The following is a 21019-nucleotide window of genomic DNA, read 5'->3' on the forward strand; positions in this document are numbered from 1 at the left end:
ATTTTCTGGCTACAAGGCTTGTTCAATAGCGCTGAGAACCTGAGCGGTAGTGGGCAAACCGGAATCGCGCAGCTTTTTCAAACGAATCGCCACCACATTATCCATGCGGTAGGCATGACCGGCATGATCGATACCGGGCGTCCCCACCGGTATGAACACATCCGGCTCTTTTTCAAAAGTCATTCCGGAGCGGCCCACTACAATGGTAGGTACAGCTGTTACTGGCGGCACGGCGCCGGCATTAAATGCCTGCACCCAAACAAAGGCATCGGCTTCACCGTTGTCCAGCAAAAAATTGGCATCATTCAGATAAGGATCATATTCGGGAAAACCGCTGGAAAAACGCATACGCGCCGGATAGCCGGTAGTCCAGCCGCAAACCTGATTGGCGGTCTGATCGCCTTCCTTACCGCCTAAGGTCAAGCCGGAACTGCGGGTGTTCTGGCTGTTAAGGTCCTTAACCATTTCAGAAAGCGTCTGTACTGTCAATTCAGCCTGACTATAGGCTAAAGCCCCTGCAGCCCAGGTAACAACGCTGTATTTTGCGGCCTTGAGCTTATCGGCGATAGCCTGTAAATCGGCTACGGCAACTCCGCCTGCCAATGCCTCCCGAATCGGATTACCCTTGACCAGCGCCCTTAACACGGCCGCAACTTCGGGTAAGGCGGACAGGGGACATTCAAAAACCTGCGCTTTTTTCCCATTGGGTGAAGTCGAGGCATTACCGGAAGGAGCCTGGCCTAAATAAATAACCTCGCGCTTGCCAGTATCATCCAGAAACATGGAAGCTTCATTCCATAAATAATGCTCAAAAAAACGCGGTGCAAAAGCTTCAATATCCACGCCCACTACCAACAGCAAATCACAACGATTTTTAACTTCCGTCAATGTCGTATTTATCCAGCCGGAATCCTGCAATACCAGAAAATTGCGCCTGGCGCCGGTAAAATTCATATTGTCTACCACGGCGCCAATGCGGTCAGCCAATGCCAGCAAGGCCCGCATACCACTGACATCGGTTGCGCAGCCGCCAATAACAGGCTGATTGGCGGCCTTCAGCAATGCCGCCGCTTTGGCTACAGCAGCTCCCAGATTGACTTCCTTTCCATCCACTCTAGGACGGGTATCGGTAATGCCCTGTTCAAAAGCCGGGGTATTGACCGTACAGCCGTTTTTGGTCACTTTAAGCAATACCCCGTCAACCTGGATGGTCAGATCATCCGTTCCAATACCGCAAAAAGGGCTTGGTACTTCAGTTATCTCAGCCACACGCTATCCTCTTGTTAGTCTTTTAATTATCATTATTTACGCCTGCTCGACCCTGCACTTCCAGTCCGCAAGCTGTCCCAGCCACGAGCAAGGCCATATAAACAGCTCTACCCAACTGATTTTGTAGTGATATTCTAACCCGAATTGACAGCACTGTCTCAATAAACACTGCCCTGATTTTATCGAATTTCTGATTGCATCCGATCAGGCAGGTAACTGCTGCAAACGCACCCTAAATTAAACTATGTTATTTAACACGCCGGGAATAGGTCATTTGACGCACTTTTTATCTTATCATTATGTTCCCGCCCCTCAGCAGAGCATGATAAGCGCGCAGTCACTGGACAAACAGCATTAAAGACTATCAGGTATAATAGTTGCTTATCATTGACTTAGGGGTCAGTCATATTTTCCATCTAAATACCTGGATGGGTAAATTCTTCTCATTTTTAACTAATCAGCCTTTGTAGCCGCCCGTTTCAGGGTTTTTCTAGCGAGCCTGCCGATATAGTAAAATACCGGGGTAACTTACAATAAATCAATGTTTCTTTTTCTGCTTCAGATAAAGACGCCTGAAATTTTTGCAGCACACCTTCACCGAACTTAAAAATATAATTATCAGGATTATTTATGAATCAATCGAAAAAAATACCTCTGGCGGTAAGCCTAATCTTGTTAGTCGCCACATACAGCGGCGCAGTTCTGGCCGATCATGGCTCGTTGGGCTTCGGCATTGGCACCGCATCGCCCATTATCACGCAAACAGGGGTAACACTTCCCACAGGCATGTGGGCAGGCGGCCAGGCTTTTGCCGAATCCGCGCGCGTCAACTTGTAACACTTCCCACAGGCATGTGGGCAGGCGGTTTGATCGCCCAGTTTATCAGCCTTGACAGCGCCTCGGATGCCACTTTGCTCGACATCAAGAATAATGCAGTGGATGAAGCCCATGGCGATGTCCACAGCGTAAATACTTTATTAATACCATCGGTCTTTGCGGCCTATGGCATTACCGACGATCTGACTCTGGGCCTGAGAATTCCTTATGTCTTGCGTTCCGGCGTACGTTCGCCGAATGAAGAGGGCGATGCCGTTAATAAGCAGGGTGATCCCAGCGGTTTTGGGGATGTCTCTGTATTTGGCCAGTATCGGTTTTTTCATAGTGCTGATAATTTAAATCATGCCTCTCTGGTGATCGCGCTTAAAACACCGACAGGTGAAACAGGTGTGCAGAATAATCAAGGCAACAGTTTCGAAACCCACCATCAACCCGGCGGCGCCTGGTCTCCTTCTGCAGGTCTTTCTTTTACTCGTGCGATGGGGTCGTTCTCGTTTGATACCAGCGTTCTTTATACCGTAGCGACCCAAGGCGCACAAAAAACCGACCTCGGCGATATTTTCGGCTATAACTTTGCGCTTTCCTATGCTTTCGGCGCTCCAGTCCGTAACGCCTTTTTTTCTTCCAGCAACAATGCGCCATGGACAGCTGTCCTGGAACTTAACGGCGAGTGGCAGGATCAGCAAAAAACAGACGGCTTGAAAGATCCCAATTCCGGTGGCCATAGCGTTTTTATTTCACCTGGCGTCAGGTACTCGGGAGGCAAAAGCTGGAACACCGCGCTATCAATAGGAGCGCCGATAGTTACGGATCATAACGGCTTTCAGACCGATCCTGATTACCGGATTACTTATCGCTTCGTAGCCGTATTCTAATATTTTTGCATAGTCTGAATTGATTTAATGATTAAATGATAAATTTGCCTGATTTTCCCATTATAAAAAGAGCTGCTCGTATCACTAATAAAACCAGGGGAAAGGGATTTTCAGGAGGTTTCCTTAAAGGCGGCTTCAGTTACCCCTTTACACCCTGGGCGGCTAAGGCCGCCTCTACAGTGTTGCTGATCAGCGCGGTAGCGTTAAGTGCTTGCAGTCATGGCAACCAGGACTATCTAAAATCCGGAGCGGCCGATTACAGTCATTATCCTGAAGGCGGCGGTCTGTTCGTCTCTGCCGCGTTCGGACCGGACGGCCGATTGTGGCGGATTGTGCCGGAAAAAAAACATGTCTATGTGGATTATTCGACCGACCTGGGTAAAACCTTCAGTGCGCCTGTCGTCATCAACAAGGAATCTCAGCCCATCAAGGTGAGCGGCGAAAACCGGCCCGGCATCGCCGTGGATGGTTCCGGCCGAATCACTGTCATTTATGCGGCTGAAGGGGCTCAGCCAGTCGCTTTATTTTTCAGTGTATCCGCCGATAACGGCCGCAGCTTTTCGACGCCGTCGCCCTTAAGCGACAAAGCGTCCGAAGCCAACTCCTTTCAGGGCCGCCTGGCGTTGAGTCTGTCCGGCCGGGCCTATGCCTTCTGGCATGACGAACGAGATCGCAGCGACTGGCGACAGCTTGGCAACGCGATTTATTACACGACTATCGACGCCCGGAGCGGCTCTGGCCCGGTTGCCCAAAAGCTGTCCGATTCCGTCTGCGATTGCTGCCGCATTGCCGCTGCCTTTGATAGTAATGAGCAGCCTGTGTTATTGGCGCGCTTCATTTATCCCGGCGGCATCCGTGATCATGGTCTGATCACAATACCAACTGGCGGCAAGGAAGCGCTTTCATGGCGGGTTACCTTTGATCAATGGCGTATCGAGGCATGTCCTGAGCATGGTCCTGCCATTTCGATCAGTGATGGGCGATACCATATCGCCTGGTTTACCCAGGGCAGCGTCCGTCAAGGTTTGTTCTATGCCTATTCATCCGACCAGGGACAGCATTTTTCAAATCCCTTGTCTTTTGGCAATTCGGAAAAACTGCCCAGCCATCCTGATATCATGGCTCAAGGTGAACACGTTGTCTTAACCTGGACTGAGTTTGACGGCGTCAAAACACAGCTTATGGTTATGCAATCCCACGATGGCGGTCAGACCTGGCTGCCGCCCAGGGCAATAGCAGAAGCCACAGATGAAACCGACTTTCCATTTTTGCTGAGCAATAATCAAGGTATTTTCGTTTCGTGGAACAGCAAGACCAAAGGTTATCGCTTGCTTCCCCTGAACTGAATCGTCCACTACTTTATAAAGGTCTAATCATGTCACTTAAAAAAATATTTTCAGGCTTGGTTTTTATTTTTCTAGCCGCGACCAACATTTCTGCACTTGCCGGGAATTCGGACTTGAAAGCGTTTACCTCCGGCAGTTATCAGCAAATGCTGGCAAACAACGCCAACCGGCCCTTCATGCTGGTAATCTGGTCAGTAGATTGTTCTTCCTGTCTGAAAGACATGGCGCTACTGAGCAGTATTCATAAGAGCAGGCCGGAACTTAAAATGATCATGCTGGCCACTGATGACTTATCGGCAACCGGTGAAATTCAGCAGCTACTGGAAAAAAATCAATTATCCGGGATTGAAAACTGGATTTACGCTGAAGATAATACCCAGAAACTTCGCTTTGAAATTGATCCGAAATGGTATGGCGAATTGCCCAGAACCTATTTTCTGGATGCCACGCATTCACGCGTCGGCGTAAGCGGAGTAATCTCAAAAAAAGATTATGAAACCATGTTCAAAAAAATTTTAAATTAGATCATATCAATAGGCTCGCGTATGGCCCCTTATTCTTTATTGAAATAAGGCTTATTTGCCGGTGGATGACAGGTCTTCAACCATTAAAGCAGCGGTAATTTTATTGCGGAGTTCCTGCTGGTGTTTCTTGTCTATCGGAAAATTCCACAAAAACGGCACTCCCAGGACCAAAATCAGGCAAGGCAGCCAGCCGTAGATAACCATTAACGAGCTTATGGCCGCTGCTGTATGGGTTGTTTCAGCCGGATTAAAACCAAAAAACGCCGGCAATGAAGTGCCCAGTACTACCCCCAGCCCGATTGAAAGCTTGCTCGCCATCCCCCATACCGAAAAATACAAACCGGTTCGCTGTTTGCCCGAGACTACGGTATCGTAGTCAACTACGTCCGCGCCGATCGAGCTTGATAAAAAGAAAATCGAAGCCAGGCTGCTGCCCCGCAGCAATATCAAGGTTACATACAATACGCTGTCGCCTTCTCCTACAACCGGCAGGAAAACACTCCACAGCGCAATCCATAAGGCTGCAAGCGATACCGCCCGATGTTTGCCGATATGGTCGGAAATCCATATCCATAACGGCAAGCACAGTATGGAACCGATGTTTTCCGCCAGAATCATGGGCGCAAACAGGTCCGGCGCCTTGACAATATGATTTAAAACAAAGCGGTGCAAGGTGGCTTGCATTAAGACGGCTGTGCCGAATAAAACCACGGCGGCAAGGGTGCGTAAAAAAGCGCGGTTTTTTCCTAATAATGCCAGCGCCTGCCAGCCTTTGCTGATCGTCTGTTCACTTCCGGCCAAAACTTCCGGCATTCGTTCCGGCACTTTCCATAAAGTCACTGTCACCAGTAAGGGTTGGCTGATAACGATGAGAATGGCAATGGCTAAAAGTTGCAAGCGAACATCGGTAATGTCTTTAAGGGCCATCGCCATTAAAGTGCCCAAAAACAGAATCTGCCCAAAGGCGCCAAAGGCTTCCCGCCAGGCAGTCACGCGCGAACGTTCGGAATAATGGGTTGAGAGTTCGGCTCCCCAGGCTTTATACGGTAAATCCACGAAGGTATAGGCTAGATACAACAGACTGGTCCATCCGAACAGATAAGCGACGGAAATGCCTTCACCTGGAACAAAAACCATCCATGCCGATAAAATCAATAAGGGCGTCCCCAAAGCAAGCCAGGGTTTGCGCCTGCCCCACCGGGTCTGCAGCCTGTCGCTGATTATCCCGACGACAGGATCTGAAATAATGTCCAGCAGTCTTGAGGCTGCAATCGCCAGGCCCACCGATGCCATCGGCAAGGCTAATTCATCAGCATAATAAGACGGGATAAAAAGCGCCAGCGGCAAGGCGACGATGGCATGCGTCAAATGCGGCAGGCCGTAAAAAACCATTAACATCCGGGAAAGAGGATGATCGGTTGTTAAAGTCTTTTCTTGCATAAAACTTGACCTTGGAGCGGGCTATGTAATAGTGAAGATGTTACATTATGCAACTAAATCAGCAATAGAAAATCTATTGCTGATTATAATAAAAAATGCAAGGGATTGAGGCGAGGGTGGAGTGAATAAATATTATATAGGTCTGTCGGTTACCTATCATGATTCGGCTTTGGCTATCATTGATGCTCAGGGAGACGTGCTGTTTGCCGAGGCGACTGAGCGTTATCTGCAAAACAAGCGCGCATTAAACTGCGAGCCTGACCAGTTATTTCTGGTTCCGGATTTACTAAAGCAGTATTGCCCCGCCCCCGACGAATTTGTTATTGCTATTAACTGGCGCAAAAAACGGCCTGTTTATGAGTCCGCAGTTTCCCGCCTAGGCTTTCTTTCAGCGCCCGGCCTATTAAAAACCGGCATTAAAAAACTCCGTTCCCCGCTGGAAAATTACCAGTTGCACCATATGATGGCCTGTCAGCGCAACAGTATCCTTGCCGCCGGCATTAACCTGGTGCGTATCATTCGGGAATATTACCCCGGCTGCAAAATCGCCTTTGCCGACTATGATCATCACCTGACTCATGCCGCAACAGCCTGTTACAGCAGCCCGTTCGATCAGGCCGCCTGTGCGGTTATTGATTCCTATGGTGAAAAGGGCGCTATGGCCTTTTACCGCTACAACCATCAAAAACTGGAACGCCTGCATGAAACCAAAGGCATAGGCACAGGCAGTCTCGGTTTGTATTACATGAAGATCACCGAGCTGTGCGGCTTTGACTGGCTGAAAGGCGAAGAATGGAAAGTCATGGGCCTCGCGCCTTATGGCAAATTTGACCAGGAGCTTTATGAACTGCTGCAATCCGTAATCTGCGTTAACGGCTTCGATTGCAAACATCCAGCCAAGCCCTTGTTCCAGAGCCTGACCCGGCTGGAGCGTTTCAGACGGCCAAAAGACCGGCCGATAGAACAGGCGGCTGACTGTGCTTATACCGGCCAGGTTTTTTTTGCCGAGCTGGTAACCAAATTATTAAATCATCTTTATGAAGTGACGCAGTGTGAAAATCTCGCACTGGCCGGAGGCTGCGCCCTGAACTCTTCTTTCAACGGGCAAATTACCGGCCGCACCGCGTTCAGACAGGTATATATTCCTTCTGCGCCCGCCGATGACGGCTGTGCGCTGGGGGCCGCGTGGCTGTCCTATTATGCGGAGCACTCCAATCATCGTAAACAGCCAAAACTGCTGACGTCTTATACGGGTTCAAGTATTGCCAGTGACGCTATGGAACGCTTTTTAAAGTTCAACCGCTCGCTGCATGTTCAACACTTACCCGGCAGCGTCTGTGATATTACCGCCGGACTGCTGGCAACAGGAAAACTGGTCGGATGGATACAAGGCCGGGCCGAGTTCGGTCCCCGAGCGCTGGGGAATCGCTCTATTCTTGCCGACCCGAGATCGGCCGCCACCCGGGATCACATCAATCAAAAAATTAAATTTAGAGAAAGTTTTCGCCCGTTCGCGCCCTCGGTTTTGCATGAGTATGCTGCGGATTATTTTGAAAATTACCAGGAGTCGCCCTATATGGATAAAACCCTGTCAATCAAGAAAGCCATGCGCGAGCGTATTGTCGCAGTTTGTCATATCGATGGAACCGGACGCTTGCAAACTGTCAAAGAAGATTGGAATCCGCGCTTTTATCATCTGCTGAACAGTTTTTACCAGTTGACTCAAATTCCCGTTTTACTGAATACCAGTTTTAATGTCATGGGCAAGCCGTTAGTCCATTCGCTGGAAGATGCTGTTGCCGTGTTTTTGACCACCGGACTGGATGTGTTAGTGATAAATGATTATCTAATTACCAAATCTCCTGATGAATCAATTGAATGAATTGAATCCTTTTAATCCATCCTTGCAAGCGGCTTTTTCCAGCCGGGCCTGTAAGTCGGCGTTAAATTATCAACAGGACAGCCGGCAGCTGTTTTATACCCTGATCCATATCAGTGAACACTGTGCCGCTCTTCCGCTAGCTTATCACTACCTCCGCCAGCATTTAACAGAAGTAAACAAGCAATACCCGATAAATTTTTCCGAACCATATCACCCCGATGCTATCGGCGTTACCCTGAGTATGCCGTTACCTGATCCAGGATTGGTTGAATTAAATCTGAACGCCTGTTTGTTGCAATCCTCGCCGGTTATTTTGACTGAAGCCTGCTGGCTGCAGGCTATTTCCCAGGCGGCCAGCAGTCAGTCTCAAATGGCCGTTAAGCTGATGGCTGTCTATTCAAGGTTAACGAATCGAGAATCGTATAAGGTTTTATATCAATCACTATTACTAACGGCAGGTATAGAGATGCCGGCTTTGCATACCTGGGCATTTGCCCGCCAGGAACAGATTAGCGACTGTAGCTTTGAGTTTGCAAGCATCCAGCTTGCTCTGACGCATTTCCCGCGCGTTTTTTTTCCCGAAATACTGGGCTTTACATTGGCTTATTGTCAATCCCGCACCCTGCTAGAACACTGTTTTCCTGCGCAAAAGCTGCAAACGCAATCCAGCCTGATGCATTTTTTGACAGGCCGGCAGAAGCTGTTGAGCGCTCAGATTCCCTTCATCATTGAAGCGGTCAGGGATTATTTACAGATTTTTGCTGAACGCACGGAATCCTTATGGCCGCGCATGCAGACCGGTTTTTGGCTTTACAAGCAACAGACGGAGCGTTGTTATCGGCATTTAAAACAGCAGCTGGAAAATCCTTTATCAACCCGGCAGGCGCTGGCAAAATTGCTGCAATACAAAGCCTCTTCTGCTTTCGGACATCACGCGAAAATTCAACTGGCCGGCAAATCTCTGGATGACTGGTTTTCACAATCTCCATTTGACAGCGAAAACTTTCTTACCGTCTTAAAACAATCTCCGTATATCAACACACAAAATCCTGCCGACAGTCCATTACTTAAGCTGTTTGATTTCAACGGCCCCATGTTCGGGGTTTTGACTGAATCTGAAAAAGAACTGCTGAAAATCTGGCTAGGGTCTGAAAATTCAGAAATACCCAGTCAGGATAAATCGGCAGCGGTTATGATGGAAGTTAAAAACCCGCTGCCGTTTGATGAAAAAAAATGCTCGCCGATTATTAACTGCTCCCATATCGATTACGCCAATATTAACTACTCCAGGCTGAATACCAGAGAGCTTTATTATTATCTGGTAAACGCCGACTTATACCCGGAAGTATTGGCGACGGCGAGACGGAGAGTGCAGCGTGTTTTACAAGTGGCAAAACTCCTGAATCGCTTGCCATTCAAGCCATACAGCCATCAGGTTTTTGAAGAGTATATTGACGCGATTTATCAGCGCGAAATCAAGGCTTACCAACCGCTTGAAGCATCACCGAAATTATCAAGGAAAGCCTATTTATGGGGAATTGAACAGTTTGCGCCTACAATTTTAACCGACGGCTGCTGGCTGCAGCATGTTAATCAGCTAGGCTATTCCCACCCTGCCATAGCCGCTATTTTATTCAGGATTTATGAGGACGAAACAGGCAATGGCCGGCTCGAACAAAATCATCCTTATATTTATCAGCGCTTACTGAATAGCCTGAACATAAGCGTGCCGCCGATTCATAGCCGGCAGTTTATTGAATATCCGGGTTTCATAGCCGGCGCTTTCGACATCCCGGTCTATTTACTAGCCATTTCAAAATTCCCGGCTGCTTTTCTGCCCGAGCTATTAGGTTTGAATATGGCCATCGAGTTAAGCGGCCTGGGCAGGGTCTATATGCAGTTAGTTGATGAATTAAAGTTTTGGGGCATCGATCCTGCTATTGTCAGCATACATATTTCCATAGATAACATTGCTTCGGGACATACCGCCCTGGCAAAGAAAGCTGTCCAGTTGTATCTGGATGATATTTCTGCTTCTCATGGAGAGTCGGAAATGCAGCGTCACTGGCAGCGCATCCATACCGGCTATTGTTCACTGCAAACAGTCGGCAGAAACTTTAAATGGACATTGATATACCGATATTTATTAAAGCAAATGACTGGCTGGCCCAAGTCATCATTAAAAATGACAAGTTGACAGATGTTGATACGATTGAGCCATTTGCTCCCCTTTATTTTACCGGTCAGCGTTTTCTTTTTTCTGCTAAGCGGGCCTCACAGTATTGAGGGAGCGCTGGCCTGGACAACACCGTTCTGGACAGTCCTGCTGGCTGACTGGCTCAGCCCTGAAGTAACAACGCAGCAACAACAAAGTGTTAAAAATGGATTTTATGATGGCATTTTATACGGCCTCGCTGTCTTGCAGATGGTAAATGTAGGTTTAATGCTGGATTATATCAGCCGATTAGAGTGGACTTCATCAGGGGCGGCAATAGTCGGCTTGGCCAATCTGGTTGCGGTCAGATTTCTGGTCGGCACTAGCTCGGGAACGTCAGGAATCGTCGTCGCCCATGAGCTGATCCATCGTCCCCAATGGCCTATGCAGCAACTGGGCCGATTATTGTTATGCAGCGTCTGTTATGAACATTTTGTCATCACCCATAAGCGCGGACATCACCTGAATATTGGCATGCCGCAGGATATTGCCATGCCGCATCTGGGCGAAAGTTTTCATGACTACTGGAAGCGGATTTATACCGGCAATTTACGCTACGCCTGGCGCTCCGAGCAGGATAGACTGGGACTTCCCCAAAATCCGTGGGGCAGTTTAAAAAGCCTTCATAATCGGGTATTGCATGGGCTGCTGGCTGAATTGATACTGGTTGTTTCAATAACCGTATTTTTTGGCTGGATTGCCGCCTTCATGTTTTTATACCAGGCCTTTGCGGCCGTTCGCATACTGGAGGCCGTCAATTATTTTCAACATTGGGGGCTTGAAGATGGGCGCTACGGCCATAGCTATGGCTGGGTCAATAACTCCTGGCTGACCAGCTATGCTTTAATCGGGCTTTCCAACCATATCGGTCATCATCAGAATGAGAAAAAACATTTTTATGAAATCGCCTATTCCGACCAAGGGCCGAAAATGCCCTACGGCTATTTCATCATGAATCTTTGGGTAAAACTGAACAATGACTCATATCAAAAAATGGCAATGCGCGAACTGCAACACTATCGGTGCTCTCAGCGGTCCTGAGAATGTGTTCATATTCATAACACAGGCGCTGCCTTCCTTTCTTTGATCCTGCAAGGGAAAGTTATTGATCAAGAGCTAAGTTACTGATTTAAAAGAGTGTACCCAATTGAGGAACTAAAAGCCGGGCAATCAGGTCATCTGGTTTGATAATGGCATCCAGCTTGAGGAAAAGGGCAATAGCCGGTTTTTTATTAGCGCCAAAGCCGCTGCCTGAGAACCGGCAGTCGAGCCGGCATTTATAGTTATAAACTTTTAGTTATAAATAGCGCAGGCTTTTCATGAATGGCTGGATAATATAATCATTTTAATCAAAAGCCTACCTGTTTTTTTACCTTAAAATGCATAAACTGCCTTATTTTTTTATCCTCGAATGGGGCGAGAGATTATACTATTTCCTGGTTTAGCCATATCACCCCATACCTCCACAGACACTCAGCAGCAGGCATATTTTATGAAGACGAGCATAACAATTTTGGCTAGTATAATAGCTATCACCCTGACGGCGTGTTCAACTCAAGAGGTCAGGCAAACTGCAAAAGGCTCACCGGCAGCACCGCCTGATCAATCGCTATACCAGGCCGGCGCAAATCCGCCGCTTACCATAATTAAAGATCATAAGACTTTGAATCTGGTCAGAGTAATGGATGGCGCCGCCTGTAAAAATGATTTTCAGGGGGCTAAAGGGGAATTTCTGATTTATGCCGATCCGAGCGATATAGAGCGCATTAAACGCGAAAAAGGCCCTAAAGTATTTAGTGATTTCGAAAGAAAAATCCAGGCGTTTTCGACAGAAGTCTTGCAGCACGCCATTAACGCCACTAACCTGGCCGAAGACCCTTTTTCGCTGGGAGAAGATCAAGCTCAAGAGAAGCTGGCCAAGCAGTTGACCAGCAATTTCCGGAGTGCCGTAGCTGGCGCTGTTACTACTTTCGGAAAAGAAACCACGTTAACAATTGACATCGCTCCTTATCCGCCTTCGTTTGTGTTTTATCAAAAAGGCTGTGAAGCTACTCGGGTTGAGCCGGAAAGCACATAATGCAGGAGCTCAGGAGCTCAGGAGCTAAGGATATAAATTGTTACGGGACTTACAGCGCAGCCAAAGCCTTGTCATAATCGGGCTCATCCGCTATTTCACTGACCAGTTGGGTATAAGTAACGATGTTGTTCCCGTCAATAACTACAATAGCGCGGGCGGTTAAGCCGGCAAGCATGGTATCGAGCAGTTTTACGCCATAGTCATCAGCAAAAGTTGAACGGAAGGTGGATAAGGGAATGACATCTTTTAAGCCTTCAGCTTCACAAAAACGGCCCTGAGCAAACGGTAAATCGGAAGAGACAATCAGAACAACGGTATTATCCAGGCTCGATGCTTTCTCGTTGAACTTGCGAGTTGAAGCGGCACAGGTCGGCGTGTCCAGACTGGGTACGATATTCAGTATTTTCTTTTTGCCGGCAAAGTCTGCCAGAGTAACATCCTGTAATTTTCCATTCACCAGTTTAAAGTCAGGCGCTTTGGCGCCTTTGGCAGGCAATTCGCCGGAGGTATGTAATGGATTGCCTTGAAATGTAATTGTTGCCATTGGATTTCCTCGCAGAGTTGCATCGTCAAACTTCACCGGCACTCATGGAAACATTTTTTGCGCTGTTTTCCTTTCCCTGCCCATGTCATTTAGTTTATTTTGTAGTTTTAATATGCTTGACCAGACGTTTACGTTTTTGTAATTGCCGTTCTGTCAGCTTGTTTTTCTGCCCGTGAAACGGATTGACCGGTGATTTAAATTCCAGTCGTATCGGAGTTCCTGACAAAGCCAATTTATCACGATAATAATTTATTAAATAACGTTTATAAGAATTTGGCAATGCCTCTGTCTGCACCCCGTGAATAACTACCACAGGCGGATTTCGCCCGCCCTGATGAGCATATTTCAGCTTGATGCGGCGATTGTTCACTAGCGGGGGCTGATGCGCGTCAGTCGCCTCTTTCAGAATTCTGGTAAGCATCGGCGTTGACATATCCAGCATTGCCGATTCATACAATTTTTCGACCACATCAAACAACTTTCCAACGCCGCTGCCGTGCAGCGCGGAAATCGGATGTTTTTCGGCAAACTCCAGAAATGCCAGCTTGACATCCAGCTGCCGCTTAACGCTCTCCTTCTGTTCGATAGTCAAACCGTCCCATTTGTTCAAACCGATAATCAAAGCTCTTCCGGCTTCCAGCACCAGGCCTAACAAATGAGCATCCTGATCCGTAATGCCTTCCCTGGCGTCAATTAAGTAAATCACTACATTGGATTTTTCAATCGCCTGCAGCGTCTTGATAACGCTGAATTTCTCGATAGCTTCCGAGACTTTGGACCGTCGCCTCATGCCGGCAGTATCGACCAGAGTAAACAGCTTGCCGTTACGTTCAAATGGAATATAAATACTGTCGCGCGTAGTCCCGGGCTCATCAAATACGATTACTCTTTCTTCGCCCAGCAGCCTGTTGACCAGGGTCGATTTGCCGACATTAGGCCTGCCGACAATTGCAATGCTGATGCCGCTGTGTTTTTCATCGGCCGCTTCTTCAGCAGGCGGCAACAGTGGATTAATTCTGGCGAGTAATTCAGGTATTCCCCTGCCATGCGAGGCGGCAATTTGTACAGGTTCCCCGAGAGCCAGTGAATAAAAGTCTGAAGACGCTACATTGGCGTCAATGCCGTCGACTTTATTAATAACCAGGACTACGGGTTTATTTAATTTTCTAAGGCTATTCGCAATAACCTTATCCGAGGCGCTAAGACCTTCCCGCGCATCCACCATGAACAGCACGATATCAGCCTCCCCCAGGGCTATCTGCGCCTGCTTTCTGGCAAAACTTTCTATGCCTTCCGCATCATCGGCAATTCCACCCGTATCGACCACCAGACAGGCTCGATCACCGCCTTTCACGCGTCCATATTGCCTGTCCCTGGTTAAGCCGGGGAAATCGGCAACCAGAGCTTCCCGGCTGCGGGTTAAGTAATTGAATAATGTGGACTTGCCCACATTGGGCCGCCCTACCAGGGCTATAACAGGCAACATGGTTAAAGTGACCGGGCTTTTAAAGCGGCAAGAGTGCCGTCTTTTGCATAAACATAAACAATATTATCCACGACAACAGGCTTGACATCGATAGGACTATCGGTAATTTGCACACGCCCAAGCTGTCTGCCGTCAGTAGTGGACAGCCAATGCACATAGCCTTCAAAATCGCCTACTACCACATAATCCTCATAAACAGCAGGGGCCGTCAGTTTTCTTTGATGCAACTCCTTTTGTTTCCATAACGATGCGCCGTTTCGCTGATCCAGCTGCCATACATGACTTTCCGAATCCGACAGGTAGAGATAACGCCCGTCATAGCTTAAACCTGTATATGAAGAAATAGTTTCGTTGCGCCACAATATATCGCCATCCAGTTCGGAGATAGCGCCTACTCCGCCATGATAGCTGGCAATATAAACCACACCGCCGACCTCTATCGGATCAACATCCAGATCCACCAGTCTTTCAACTTCAGAGCGCCCGGTCGGGATAGCAATACTGGTTTCCCAGACATACTTGCCGTCCACCAGGCGCAGCGCCATTAGCTTGCCGTTATCATAGCCATCAATTACATTATCCTCCACAACTACAGGCGTACCGGCTCCGCGTATGCTTAACGCCGGTACGTTATGCTCATAGCTCCACAGTTTTTCACCGGTCTTCTCGTCAAGAGCGACGACTGAGCCATCTGTAGTGCGGACTAAAACAATGCCTTTGGCAATGACCGGAACAGAAAGCACTTCGCTGGATACGGTCGACTTCCACAGCAACTTGCCGTTATCCATATTTAATGCGGTAACGTCGGCATCACTGGAACCCATAATTACAGTGCCGTTACCGAGGCCAGGTCCGCTGGAAAAATGAATTTCAGTTTCTGCTTCCCAAATGAGTTTGCCGGTTTTTAGGTCTCTGGCCTGCACCAGCCCCTCCCTGTCAGCGGCAATTATTTTTTCAGCACCGACTGCAGGAATCAGTTTCAGGGATTGTTCATCGCTGCCCACGCCGATACTTTCCTTCCAGGCTACATCTATGCCAATCTCGGGCTTATACTCAACTAATGGGTTCGGGGGATCGGCATTATCTTCACCGCCGAGAAAATAATCCGAAATGCCCGAAATGGAATCTTTAACCGTATCCACGGCCGCACAGCCTGTCAAGCCCAAAAAAATCAATACCAGAATAAGCCGACGCATTATTTTTGATTTTCAAGCTGTTCAGGCGCTGTCAGATCATTAATTTTAAGTTGCAGCAAGGGTGACTGATAGCCGTTTCTTAACGCCTTCTGATAGTAAGTGCGCGCCTCATCCAGACGATCCAGGGCCACATACAAGTCGCCTACCAATTCATCATAAGCCCCCGCAAAACTTGAAGTTTCCGCGGCATCAACGCCGGCGATTAACTGCAGCCCCTGCTCATATTCCCCGTTCGCCATCATTAAGCGCACCAGTCTGAGCGTGGCGACATTTTTCAGCTCCGGATTGGAACTTGCCGCAATTTTCTTCAGAATTTCCTTAGCAGCCGTAAAATCCCCTTGCTGGACTTTTAATTTTGCCCGGAATAACTCACCGTATAGCGCATATTCAGTTCCATCAAATTGTTTTTGCAGGCGTTCAGCCAGCTTTTCCGCCGTATCTTTTTGGTCCGCCTCAACCGCTTTAAGCAGCTGATCATACAGGACAGAAGCCTGCGCAGCCTGATCTTTCCGATGATCCTGCCAATAATTCCAGCCCAGAATTACTGCAAAGCCCACAGCCAGACCCATAATGATGGATTTTCCGCTTTCTTTCCACCATCGTTTAAAGGCTTCAAGCCGTTCTTCTTCGGTATCGTAAATTTCCACTTTTTATCTCTATTTTATATTTTTAATGAAGCGGTTGCGTCCTGACGAATTGCCGGCGTCCGATACTGGTTAAGCTGCAGTTGCTCGCGCAGAAACCTGATTGCCTCCTGTTGAGACATAGTCTGCTGCGCAGGTTCCTGAGCAGTTCCAGTGCGCAAAAATTTAACACCGACCTCGCCCCTGCTGACTTCATCATCGCCCAGAATAATCGCATAGTCAGCGCCGGTCTTGTAGGCTTTTTTAAACTGACTTTTAAAACTGCCGCCATCCATACCTACCTGAAGTTTCAAGCCGGGCATTTCATTCCTGATCACTTCAGCAAAACGCATGCCTTCCTGCTCCGCCAGGTCGCCTACCCGGATCATATAGACATCAACAGGCCTTGCAAGAGGAAGGTTATCGATAGTCTCCATCAGCGCCAGTATGCGCTCCATGCCCATGGCAAAACCTACCGCATGATTGGCTTTTCCGCCCAGCTGTTCTATCAGGCTGTCATAGCGCCCGCCCGCACAAACAGTGCCTTGCGAGCCCAGCTCATCGGTTACCCATTCAAAAACCGTTTTGCTGTAATAATCGAGGCCGCGCACAAGTCTGGAATTGATTTCATAGCCAATGCCAAGATTATCCAGGGTGGCAGTCAAGGCATTAAAATGAGTGCGGCTGTCCTCGCCCAGATAATCCATCAATTCCGGCGCATTGGCGACCACCTGTTTCATGGCTGGGTTCTTTGTATCCAGGATCCGCAGCGGATTTGTCGTCAGGCGGCGCAAACTGTCTTCATCCAACTGATCCGTGTGCTTTTGAAAATACTCAACCAGCCTGTCGCGATACTGCACCCGCTCGGCAATGGTTCCCAGGGAATTAAGCTGCAATCGAACCTTATCCTGGATGCCCAGTCTTTTCCATAAACGCTCATTTATCAGAATCAATTCAGCATCACTATCGGGTCCGGACATGCCGTAGGTTTCAACGCCTAACTGGAAAAACTGGCGATAGCGTCCTTTTTGCGGACGCTCATGACGGTACATGGGCCCGTAATACCACAACCGGTGCACCTGATTATGTAATAACCCATGCTCGAGGCAGGCTCTAAGACAGCCGGCCGTCCCTTCCGGCCGCAACGTTAAAGAATCGCCGTTCCGGTCGGCAAACGTGTACATTTCTTTTTCGACAATATCGGTCACTTCGCCGATTGATCGCTTGAAAAGCTCTGTTTTTTCTACAATGGGCAGGCGGATTTCGTTATAGCCATAGGCTTCAAGAACTTCTCTGATTATTTGCTCTGCATACTGCCAGAGCGGCGTCTGCCCGGGAAGAACATCATGCATGCCGCGGATTGCTTGTATTATCTGGGCCATGAGTTAATGCAGAGGATTACTGCAGAGCAGGTTTAAGGTGTTTTGCTTCATCTGAAAGCGGAAATTTTTCGAGTAATAAATTTTGGTATCCCCTGGCCAATTCCTCATTGCCCAGCGCGCGTTCGGTTTTCACGGCCAGCCCCAACGATTCAGGCGTGTGAGCGGCAACCCGCAGATATCTTTGCAAATAGCCTTTTGCCGCCCAGAACTCACCGCTTTCGTAGCTGATTTTCTGCATTTCCTGCAATGCCGGCGCATACGCGTCATTTAACTGCAGCGCGCGCTTGAAATAGGCTTTGGCTTTTTGTTTTTGTCCCATTCCCGATTGACAGCGTCCGGCATTCGTTAAGGCCAGCCACTGCCGGTCATTTAACGGCGTGGAAATCGCTAAGGTCAATAACGCCATACCTTTTTCAAATTCGCCGCGCTCGCACAAAAACCGGCCGAAATTATTTTGCACGCCCAGATCATCCGGCGTTTGTTTCAAAGCAATCTCATAGTGGTCTCTGGCCAGATCATAATCATTTATTTTTTCATACAAAAAAGCCAGGGCGTTATGAACCTGGGTGTTGTCAGGATCTTTCTTCAGCGCCTGCTGCAAGTTCTCTTTGGCCACTTCCAGCTTGTTCAGGCTCAGATACCGAATGCCCAGCTGCAAATAGACATCCGCAGAGGTATTGTCGTTTTTAACGCCATTTCCGGCCGAAGAAGCGCAGGCAATCAAGACCGCTGAAAGCAAAAAAATTGTAAACCGTTTAAACATGCCGGCGAACTCAGGCGGCACGCTCTGAACCCGTTGATCTATTCCCAAAGCGTCGGCGGCTTTTATCCTCAACCTGCCCCACCAGCTGCCCGCAGGCCGCATCAATATCTTCACCGCGCGTCTTTCGAACTGTAGTCACTATGCCGGCGTCATTTAACATTGTTTTAAAACGATTAATCGTTGCGCTGCTTGAACACCGGTAAATCGAACCCGGAAACGGATTAAACGGTATTAAATTAAGTTTTGACGGCACAGTTTTTAATAATTTGATTAAGCCGCGCGCATCCTGCATGGAATCGTTAATGCCGTCCAGCATGACATATTCAAAGGTAACTGTGCGCCGCGGGGCTATTTTTGCGTTAGCGCGGCAGGCTTCCATTAATTCCCTTAACGGATATTTTTTATTGATGGGAACCAGTTGATCCCTTAATTCATCGGTCACGGCATGTAAAGACACGGCAAGGCTGACATCGCAGACTTCCGTCAGGCGGTGCATGGCCGGTACTACGCCGGAAGTGCTGATGGTTACGCGGCGTTTGGAGAGGCCATAGGCGAAATCATCCATCATCAGATTCATTGCCGCCACAACATTGTTAAAATTAAGCAGCGGTTCGCCCATGCCCATCATAACCACATTGGTGATTTTTTTTTCCGCACCCAGGCGTTTTTGCGCGGCAAACACCTGGCCGATAATTTCCGCTGTGGTCAGATTACGGTTAAAGCCTTGCCGGGCAGTGGAGCAAAAAGTGCAAGCCAGCGCACAGCCGATTTGCGAGGACACGCATAAGGTGCCGCGTTCCTCTTCAGGAATAAAAACGGTTTCCACCCGATTGCCGCAGCTGGTTTGCAAGGCCCATTTACAGGTGCCGTCGCCGGCAATTTGTTCCACCACAATCTCGGGCGCGGCAATATGGCAATGCTCATGCAGATAAGCGCGCAGCGGTTTGCTGAAATTGGTCATCTGGTCGAAGTCTTCGACGCCTTCCTGATAAATCCATTTAAGCACTTGTGTAGCCCGGAAAGGTTTTTCACCCAACCCGGCAAAAAAGGCTGCGAGGCCTTTCCTGTCGAAATCCAGCAGATTGACAGCTTTAGGTTTAACGGGTGCGGGAGCAGAGTTCATGGTCTGAAAAAAAGAAAGCAATTTCTTCCTTGGCGGTTTCTGCGGCATCGGAACCATGCACCGCATTTTCATCAATACTGTTTGCAAAATCCGCGCGAATCGTTCCGGCGGCGGCTTCTTCAGGATTTGTGGCGCCCATTATTTCACGGTGTCTGGCTACGGCATTTTCGCCTTCCAGCACCTGCATCATGACCGGCCCTGAAATCATAAACGCCACCAGATCATTAAAGAAAGGCCGGTCCTTATGCACAGCATAAAAACCTTCTGCCTGCTTTTTGGTTAGATGAAGCATTTTTGCGGCAATAATTTTTAGACCGTTTTTCTCAAAACGACTGTAAATTTCCCCTATTACATTTTTTGCTACAGCGTCGGGTTTAATGATTGAGAAAGTGCGTTCTATCGCCATTTTTTAAAACTCCAGTATGAATAAGGAATAAACATATAAATAATCGATTATACCCGATCAGTGGGTGTATTTCGAAGAACCTGGCAGCTTAAGGCCTGCTATCCAGTGTCGCGCCTTCTTTTACCGGTAGCATTAAATCCTCAGGGCTGATGCCCAACATCAACGCCGCCGGACTGGCAATAAAAATAGACGAATAAGTGCCAAAAATAACGCCGAACAAAAGTACGATGGAGAAATTATGAATAACTTCGCCACCCAAAAAGAATAAAGAAACCAGCACCAACATGACAGTTACGGAAGTCATAATCGTACGGCTCAACGTTTCATTAATGGAAATATTCATAATCTCTTCGGTCGATTTATTTCTTAACAGCCTGAAATTCTCCCGGATGCGGTCATATACCACGATAGTATCATTCAAGGAATAACCGATAAGAGCCAAAACAGCGGCTAGCACTGTTAAATCAAACTCCAGGCCTAAAATTGAAAAAAATCCCATCGTAACAATAACGTCATGAAGCGTCGCAATGATGGCGCCCGTAGAAAATTTCCATTCAAAACGCCAGGCAATATAAATCAAAATACCGATTGTTGAATACAACAATGCCAAGAAACCATCCTGGGCCAAATCCTCACCCACTTGCGGCCCCACGAATTCAACACGGCGCAAGCTTGCGGGCTCTGCGGTATTTTTATTAATGACTGAAAGCACTTGCCCGCTTAATTCCGCACTGCTAATGCCTTCATGCAACTTCAACCGGATCAGTACATCTTTTGTCGTACCGAAGTTCTGGACAGTAGCGTCAGTAAAGCCCGCCTTGTCCAGGGTATTGCGCAATGCCGTTAAGTCCGCCGCCTGTTTATAGCCCACTTCAATAAGCGTGCCGCCGGTGAAGTCAATGCCCATCTGCAGCCCGCGTACAGCCAGTGAAGCGATTGAGATAACCATCAGGACGGCGGAAAATATCAGCGCTACTTTCCGGTTACCTATAAAGTTTATATTTTTTTTAAGCATGTCTAAATTCTTTTTT

Annotated in this window: 19 protein-coding genes; 8 read left to right on the forward strand and 11 right to left on the reverse strand. The window is 48.2% G+C overall.

Annotated elements, in window-relative coordinates:
• Window positions 1-9: 9 nt before the first annotated feature.
• Window positions 10-1269 (reverse strand): formylmethanofuran dehydrogenase subunit B, encoded by a 1260-nt coding sequence (locus HUX64_RS05345; protein ID WP_174625200.1) that lies wholly within the window; start codon window positions 1267-1269, stop codon window positions 10-12.
• A gap of 630 nt (window positions 1270-1899) precedes the next feature.
• Between HUX64_RS05345 and HUX64_RS19140 the strand changes: the two genes are divergently transcribed.
• From HUX64_RS19140 to HUX64_RS05360, 4 genes are read left to right on the forward strand one after another with little or no spacing between them, the layout of a single operon-like run.
• Window positions 1900-2106 carry a hypothetical protein gene (locus HUX64_RS19140; protein WP_217426433.1) on the forward strand — a complete coding sequence of 69 codons (207 nt, stop codon included), beginning with the start codon at window positions 1900-1902 and terminating at the stop codon, window positions 2104-2106.
• A 29-nt stretch (window positions 2107-2135) separates the two neighbouring features.
• Entirely contained in the window at window positions 2136-2981 is an 846-nt protein-coding gene (locus HUX64_RS05350; RefSeq protein ID WP_217426434.1) for a transporter, read from the forward strand.
• A gap of 35 nt (window positions 2982-3016) precedes the next feature.
• On the forward strand, window positions 3017-4327 hold the full coding sequence (locus tag HUX64_RS05355; RefSeq protein ID WP_246246911.1) for a sialidase family protein: 1311 nt from the start codon (window positions 3017-3019) through the stop codon (window positions 4325-4327).
• A 29-nt stretch (window positions 4328-4356) separates the two neighbouring features.
• A complete protein-coding gene (locus HUX64_RS05360) occupies window positions 4357-4851 on the forward strand; it encodes a TlpA family protein disulfide reductase (protein WP_174625201.1) in 495 nt (164 codons plus the stop codon).
• Between the two features lie 51 nt (window positions 4852-4902).
• On the opposite strand, the gene HUX64_RS05365 is transcribed toward HUX64_RS05360, so the two are convergent.
• A complete protein-coding gene (locus HUX64_RS05365) occupies window positions 4903-6291 on the reverse strand; it encodes an MFS transporter (protein ID WP_174625202.1) in 1389 nt (462 codons plus the stop codon).
• Window positions 6292-6412: 121 nt separating this feature from the next.
• Between HUX64_RS05365 and HUX64_RS05370 the strand changes: the two genes are divergently transcribed.
• The 4 genes from HUX64_RS05370 (at window position 6413) to HUX64_RS05385 (ending at window position 12465) form a co-directional block, all read left to right on the forward strand.
• Window positions 6413-8173, forward strand: coding sequence for a carbamoyltransferase family protein (locus tag HUX64_RS05370; RefSeq protein WP_174625203.1), 1761 nt, complete (start codon window positions 6413-6415; stop codon window positions 8171-8173).
• Window positions 8157-10370 (forward strand): iron-containing redox enzyme family protein, encoded by a 2214-nt coding sequence (locus HUX64_RS05375; RefSeq protein ID WP_174625204.1) that lies wholly within the window; start codon window positions 8157-8159, stop codon window positions 10368-10370. The genes HUX64_RS05370 and HUX64_RS05375 overlap by 17 nt, the downstream gene beginning before the upstream one ends.
• Before the next feature lie 15 nt (window positions 10371-10385).
• The gene (locus HUX64_RS05380) at window positions 10386-11429 is read left to right on the forward strand and encodes a fatty acid desaturase (RefSeq protein ID WP_246246912.1); all 1044 of its coding nucleotides are present in this window, start codon (window positions 10386-10388) and stop codon (window positions 11427-11429) included.
• A gap of 451 nt (window positions 11430-11880) precedes the next feature.
• Window positions 11881-12465, forward strand: coding sequence for a hypothetical protein (locus tag HUX64_RS05385; RefSeq protein ID WP_174625206.1), 585 nt, complete (start codon window positions 11881-11883; stop codon window positions 12463-12465).
• 49 nt (window positions 12466-12514) lie between these two features.
• On the opposite strand, the gene tpx is transcribed toward HUX64_RS05385, so the two are convergent.
• The 9 genes from tpx to secF form a co-directional block, all read right to left on the reverse strand.
• On the reverse strand, window positions 12515-13009 hold the full coding sequence (gene tpx / locus HUX64_RS05390) for a thiol peroxidase (RefSeq protein ID WP_174625207.1): 495 nt from the start codon (window positions 13007-13009) through the stop codon (window positions 12515-12517).
• A 94-nt stretch (window positions 13010-13103) separates the two neighbouring features.
• Window positions 13104-14495 (reverse strand): ribosome biogenesis GTPase Der, encoded by a 1392-nt coding sequence (gene der, locus HUX64_RS05395; RefSeq protein ID WP_174625208.1) that lies wholly within the window; start codon window positions 14493-14495, stop codon window positions 13104-13106.
• Between the two features lie 2 nt (window positions 14496-14497).
• Entirely contained in the window at window positions 14498-15691 is a 1194-nt protein-coding gene (gene bamB, locus HUX64_RS05400; protein ID WP_174625209.1) for an outer membrane protein assembly factor BamB, read from the reverse strand.
• Window positions 15691-16338 carry a YfgM family protein gene (locus tag HUX64_RS05405; protein WP_174625210.1) on the reverse strand — a complete coding sequence of 216 codons (648 nt, stop codon included), beginning with the start codon at window positions 16336-16338 and terminating at the stop codon, window positions 15691-15693. Before HUX64_RS05405 ends, bamB begins: the two co-directional genes overlap by 1 nt.
• Window positions 16339-16352: 14 nt before the next feature.
• Entirely contained in the window at window positions 16353-17696 is a 1344-nt protein-coding gene (gene hisS / locus HUX64_RS05410) for a histidine--tRNA ligase (RefSeq protein ID WP_174625211.1), read from the reverse strand.
• Window positions 17697-17712: 16 nt separating this feature from the next.
• Window positions 17713-18573, reverse strand: a complete 861-nt coding sequence (gene pilW, locus HUX64_RS05415; RefSeq protein ID WP_246246913.1) for a type IV pilus biogenesis/stability protein PilW — start codon at window positions 18571-18573, stop codon at window positions 17713-17715.
• A complete protein-coding gene (gene rlmN / locus HUX64_RS05420) occupies window positions 18470-19582 on the reverse strand; it encodes a dual-specificity RNA methyltransferase RlmN (protein ID WP_174625213.1) in 1113 nt (370 codons plus the stop codon). Before rlmN ends, pilW begins: the two co-directional genes overlap by 104 nt.
• The gene (gene ndk / locus HUX64_RS05425) at window positions 19557-19988 is read right to left on the reverse strand and encodes a nucleoside-diphosphate kinase (protein ID WP_174625214.1); all 432 of its coding nucleotides are present in this window, start codon (window positions 19986-19988) and stop codon (window positions 19557-19559) included. The genes rlmN and ndk overlap by 26 nt, the downstream gene beginning before the upstream one ends.
• A gap of 88 nt (window positions 19989-20076) precedes the next feature.
• Window positions 20077-21003 carry a protein translocase subunit SecF gene (gene secF / locus HUX64_RS05430; RefSeq protein WP_174625215.1) on the reverse strand — a complete coding sequence of 309 codons (927 nt, stop codon included), beginning with the start codon at window positions 21001-21003 and terminating at the stop codon, window positions 20077-20079.
• Window positions 21004-21019: the final 16 nt, after the last annotated feature.

Origin of the sequence: Candidatus Methylobacter favarea, from assembly GCF_902806695.1 — a bacterium.
Lineage (GTDB): Bacteria > Pseudomonadota > Gammaproteobacteria > Methylococcales > Methylomonadaceae > Methylobacter_B > Methylobacter_B favarea.

Coding starts and splice junctions, on each gene's coding strand:
- HUX64_RS19140 (WP_217426433.1), top strand. CDS start 1,900: ATGAATCAATCGAAAAAAATACCTCTGGCGGTAAGCCTAATCTTGTTA.
- HUX64_RS05355 (WP_246246911.1), top strand. CDS start 3,017: ATGATAAATTTGCCTGATTTTCCCATTATAAAAAGAGCTGCTCGTATC.
- HUX64_RS05360 (WP_174625201.1), top strand. CDS start 4,357: ATGTCACTTAAAAAAATATTTTCAGGCTTGGTTTTTATTTTTCTAGCC.
- HUX64_RS05365 (WP_174625202.1), bottom strand. CDS start 6,291: ATGCAAGAAAAGACTTTAACAACCGATCATCCTCTTTCCCGGATGTTA.
- HUX64_RS05375 (WP_174625204.1), top strand. CDS start 8,157: ATGAATCAATTGAATGAATTGAATCCTTTTAATCCATCCTTGCAAGCG.
- HUX64_RS05385 (WP_174625206.1), top strand. CDS start 11,881: ATGAAGACGAGCATAACAATTTTGGCTAGTATAATAGCTATCACCCTG.
- tpx (WP_174625207.1), bottom strand. CDS start 13,009: ATGGCAACAATTACATTTCAAGGCAATCCATTACATACCTCCGGCGAA.
- der (WP_174625208.1), bottom strand. CDS start 14,495: ATGTTGCCTGTTATAGCCCTGGTAGGGCGGCCCAATGTGGGCAAGTCC.
- bamB (WP_174625209.1), bottom strand. CDS start 15,691: ATGCGTCGGCTTATTCTGGTATTGATTTTTTTGGGCTTGACAGGCTGT.
- hisS (WP_174625211.1), bottom strand. CDS start 17,696: ATGGCCCAGATAATACAAGCAATCCGCGGCATGCATGATGTTCTTCCC.
- rlmN (WP_174625213.1), bottom strand. CDS start 19,582: ATGAACTCTGCTCCCGCACCCGTTAAACCTAAAGCTGTCAATCTGCTG.
- ndk (WP_174625214.1), bottom strand. CDS start 19,988: ATGGCGATAGAACGCACTTTCTCAATCATTAAACCCGACGCTGTAGCA.
- secF (WP_174625215.1), bottom strand. CDS start 21,003: ATGCTTAAAAAAAATATAAACTTTATAGGTAACCGGAAAGTAGCGCTG.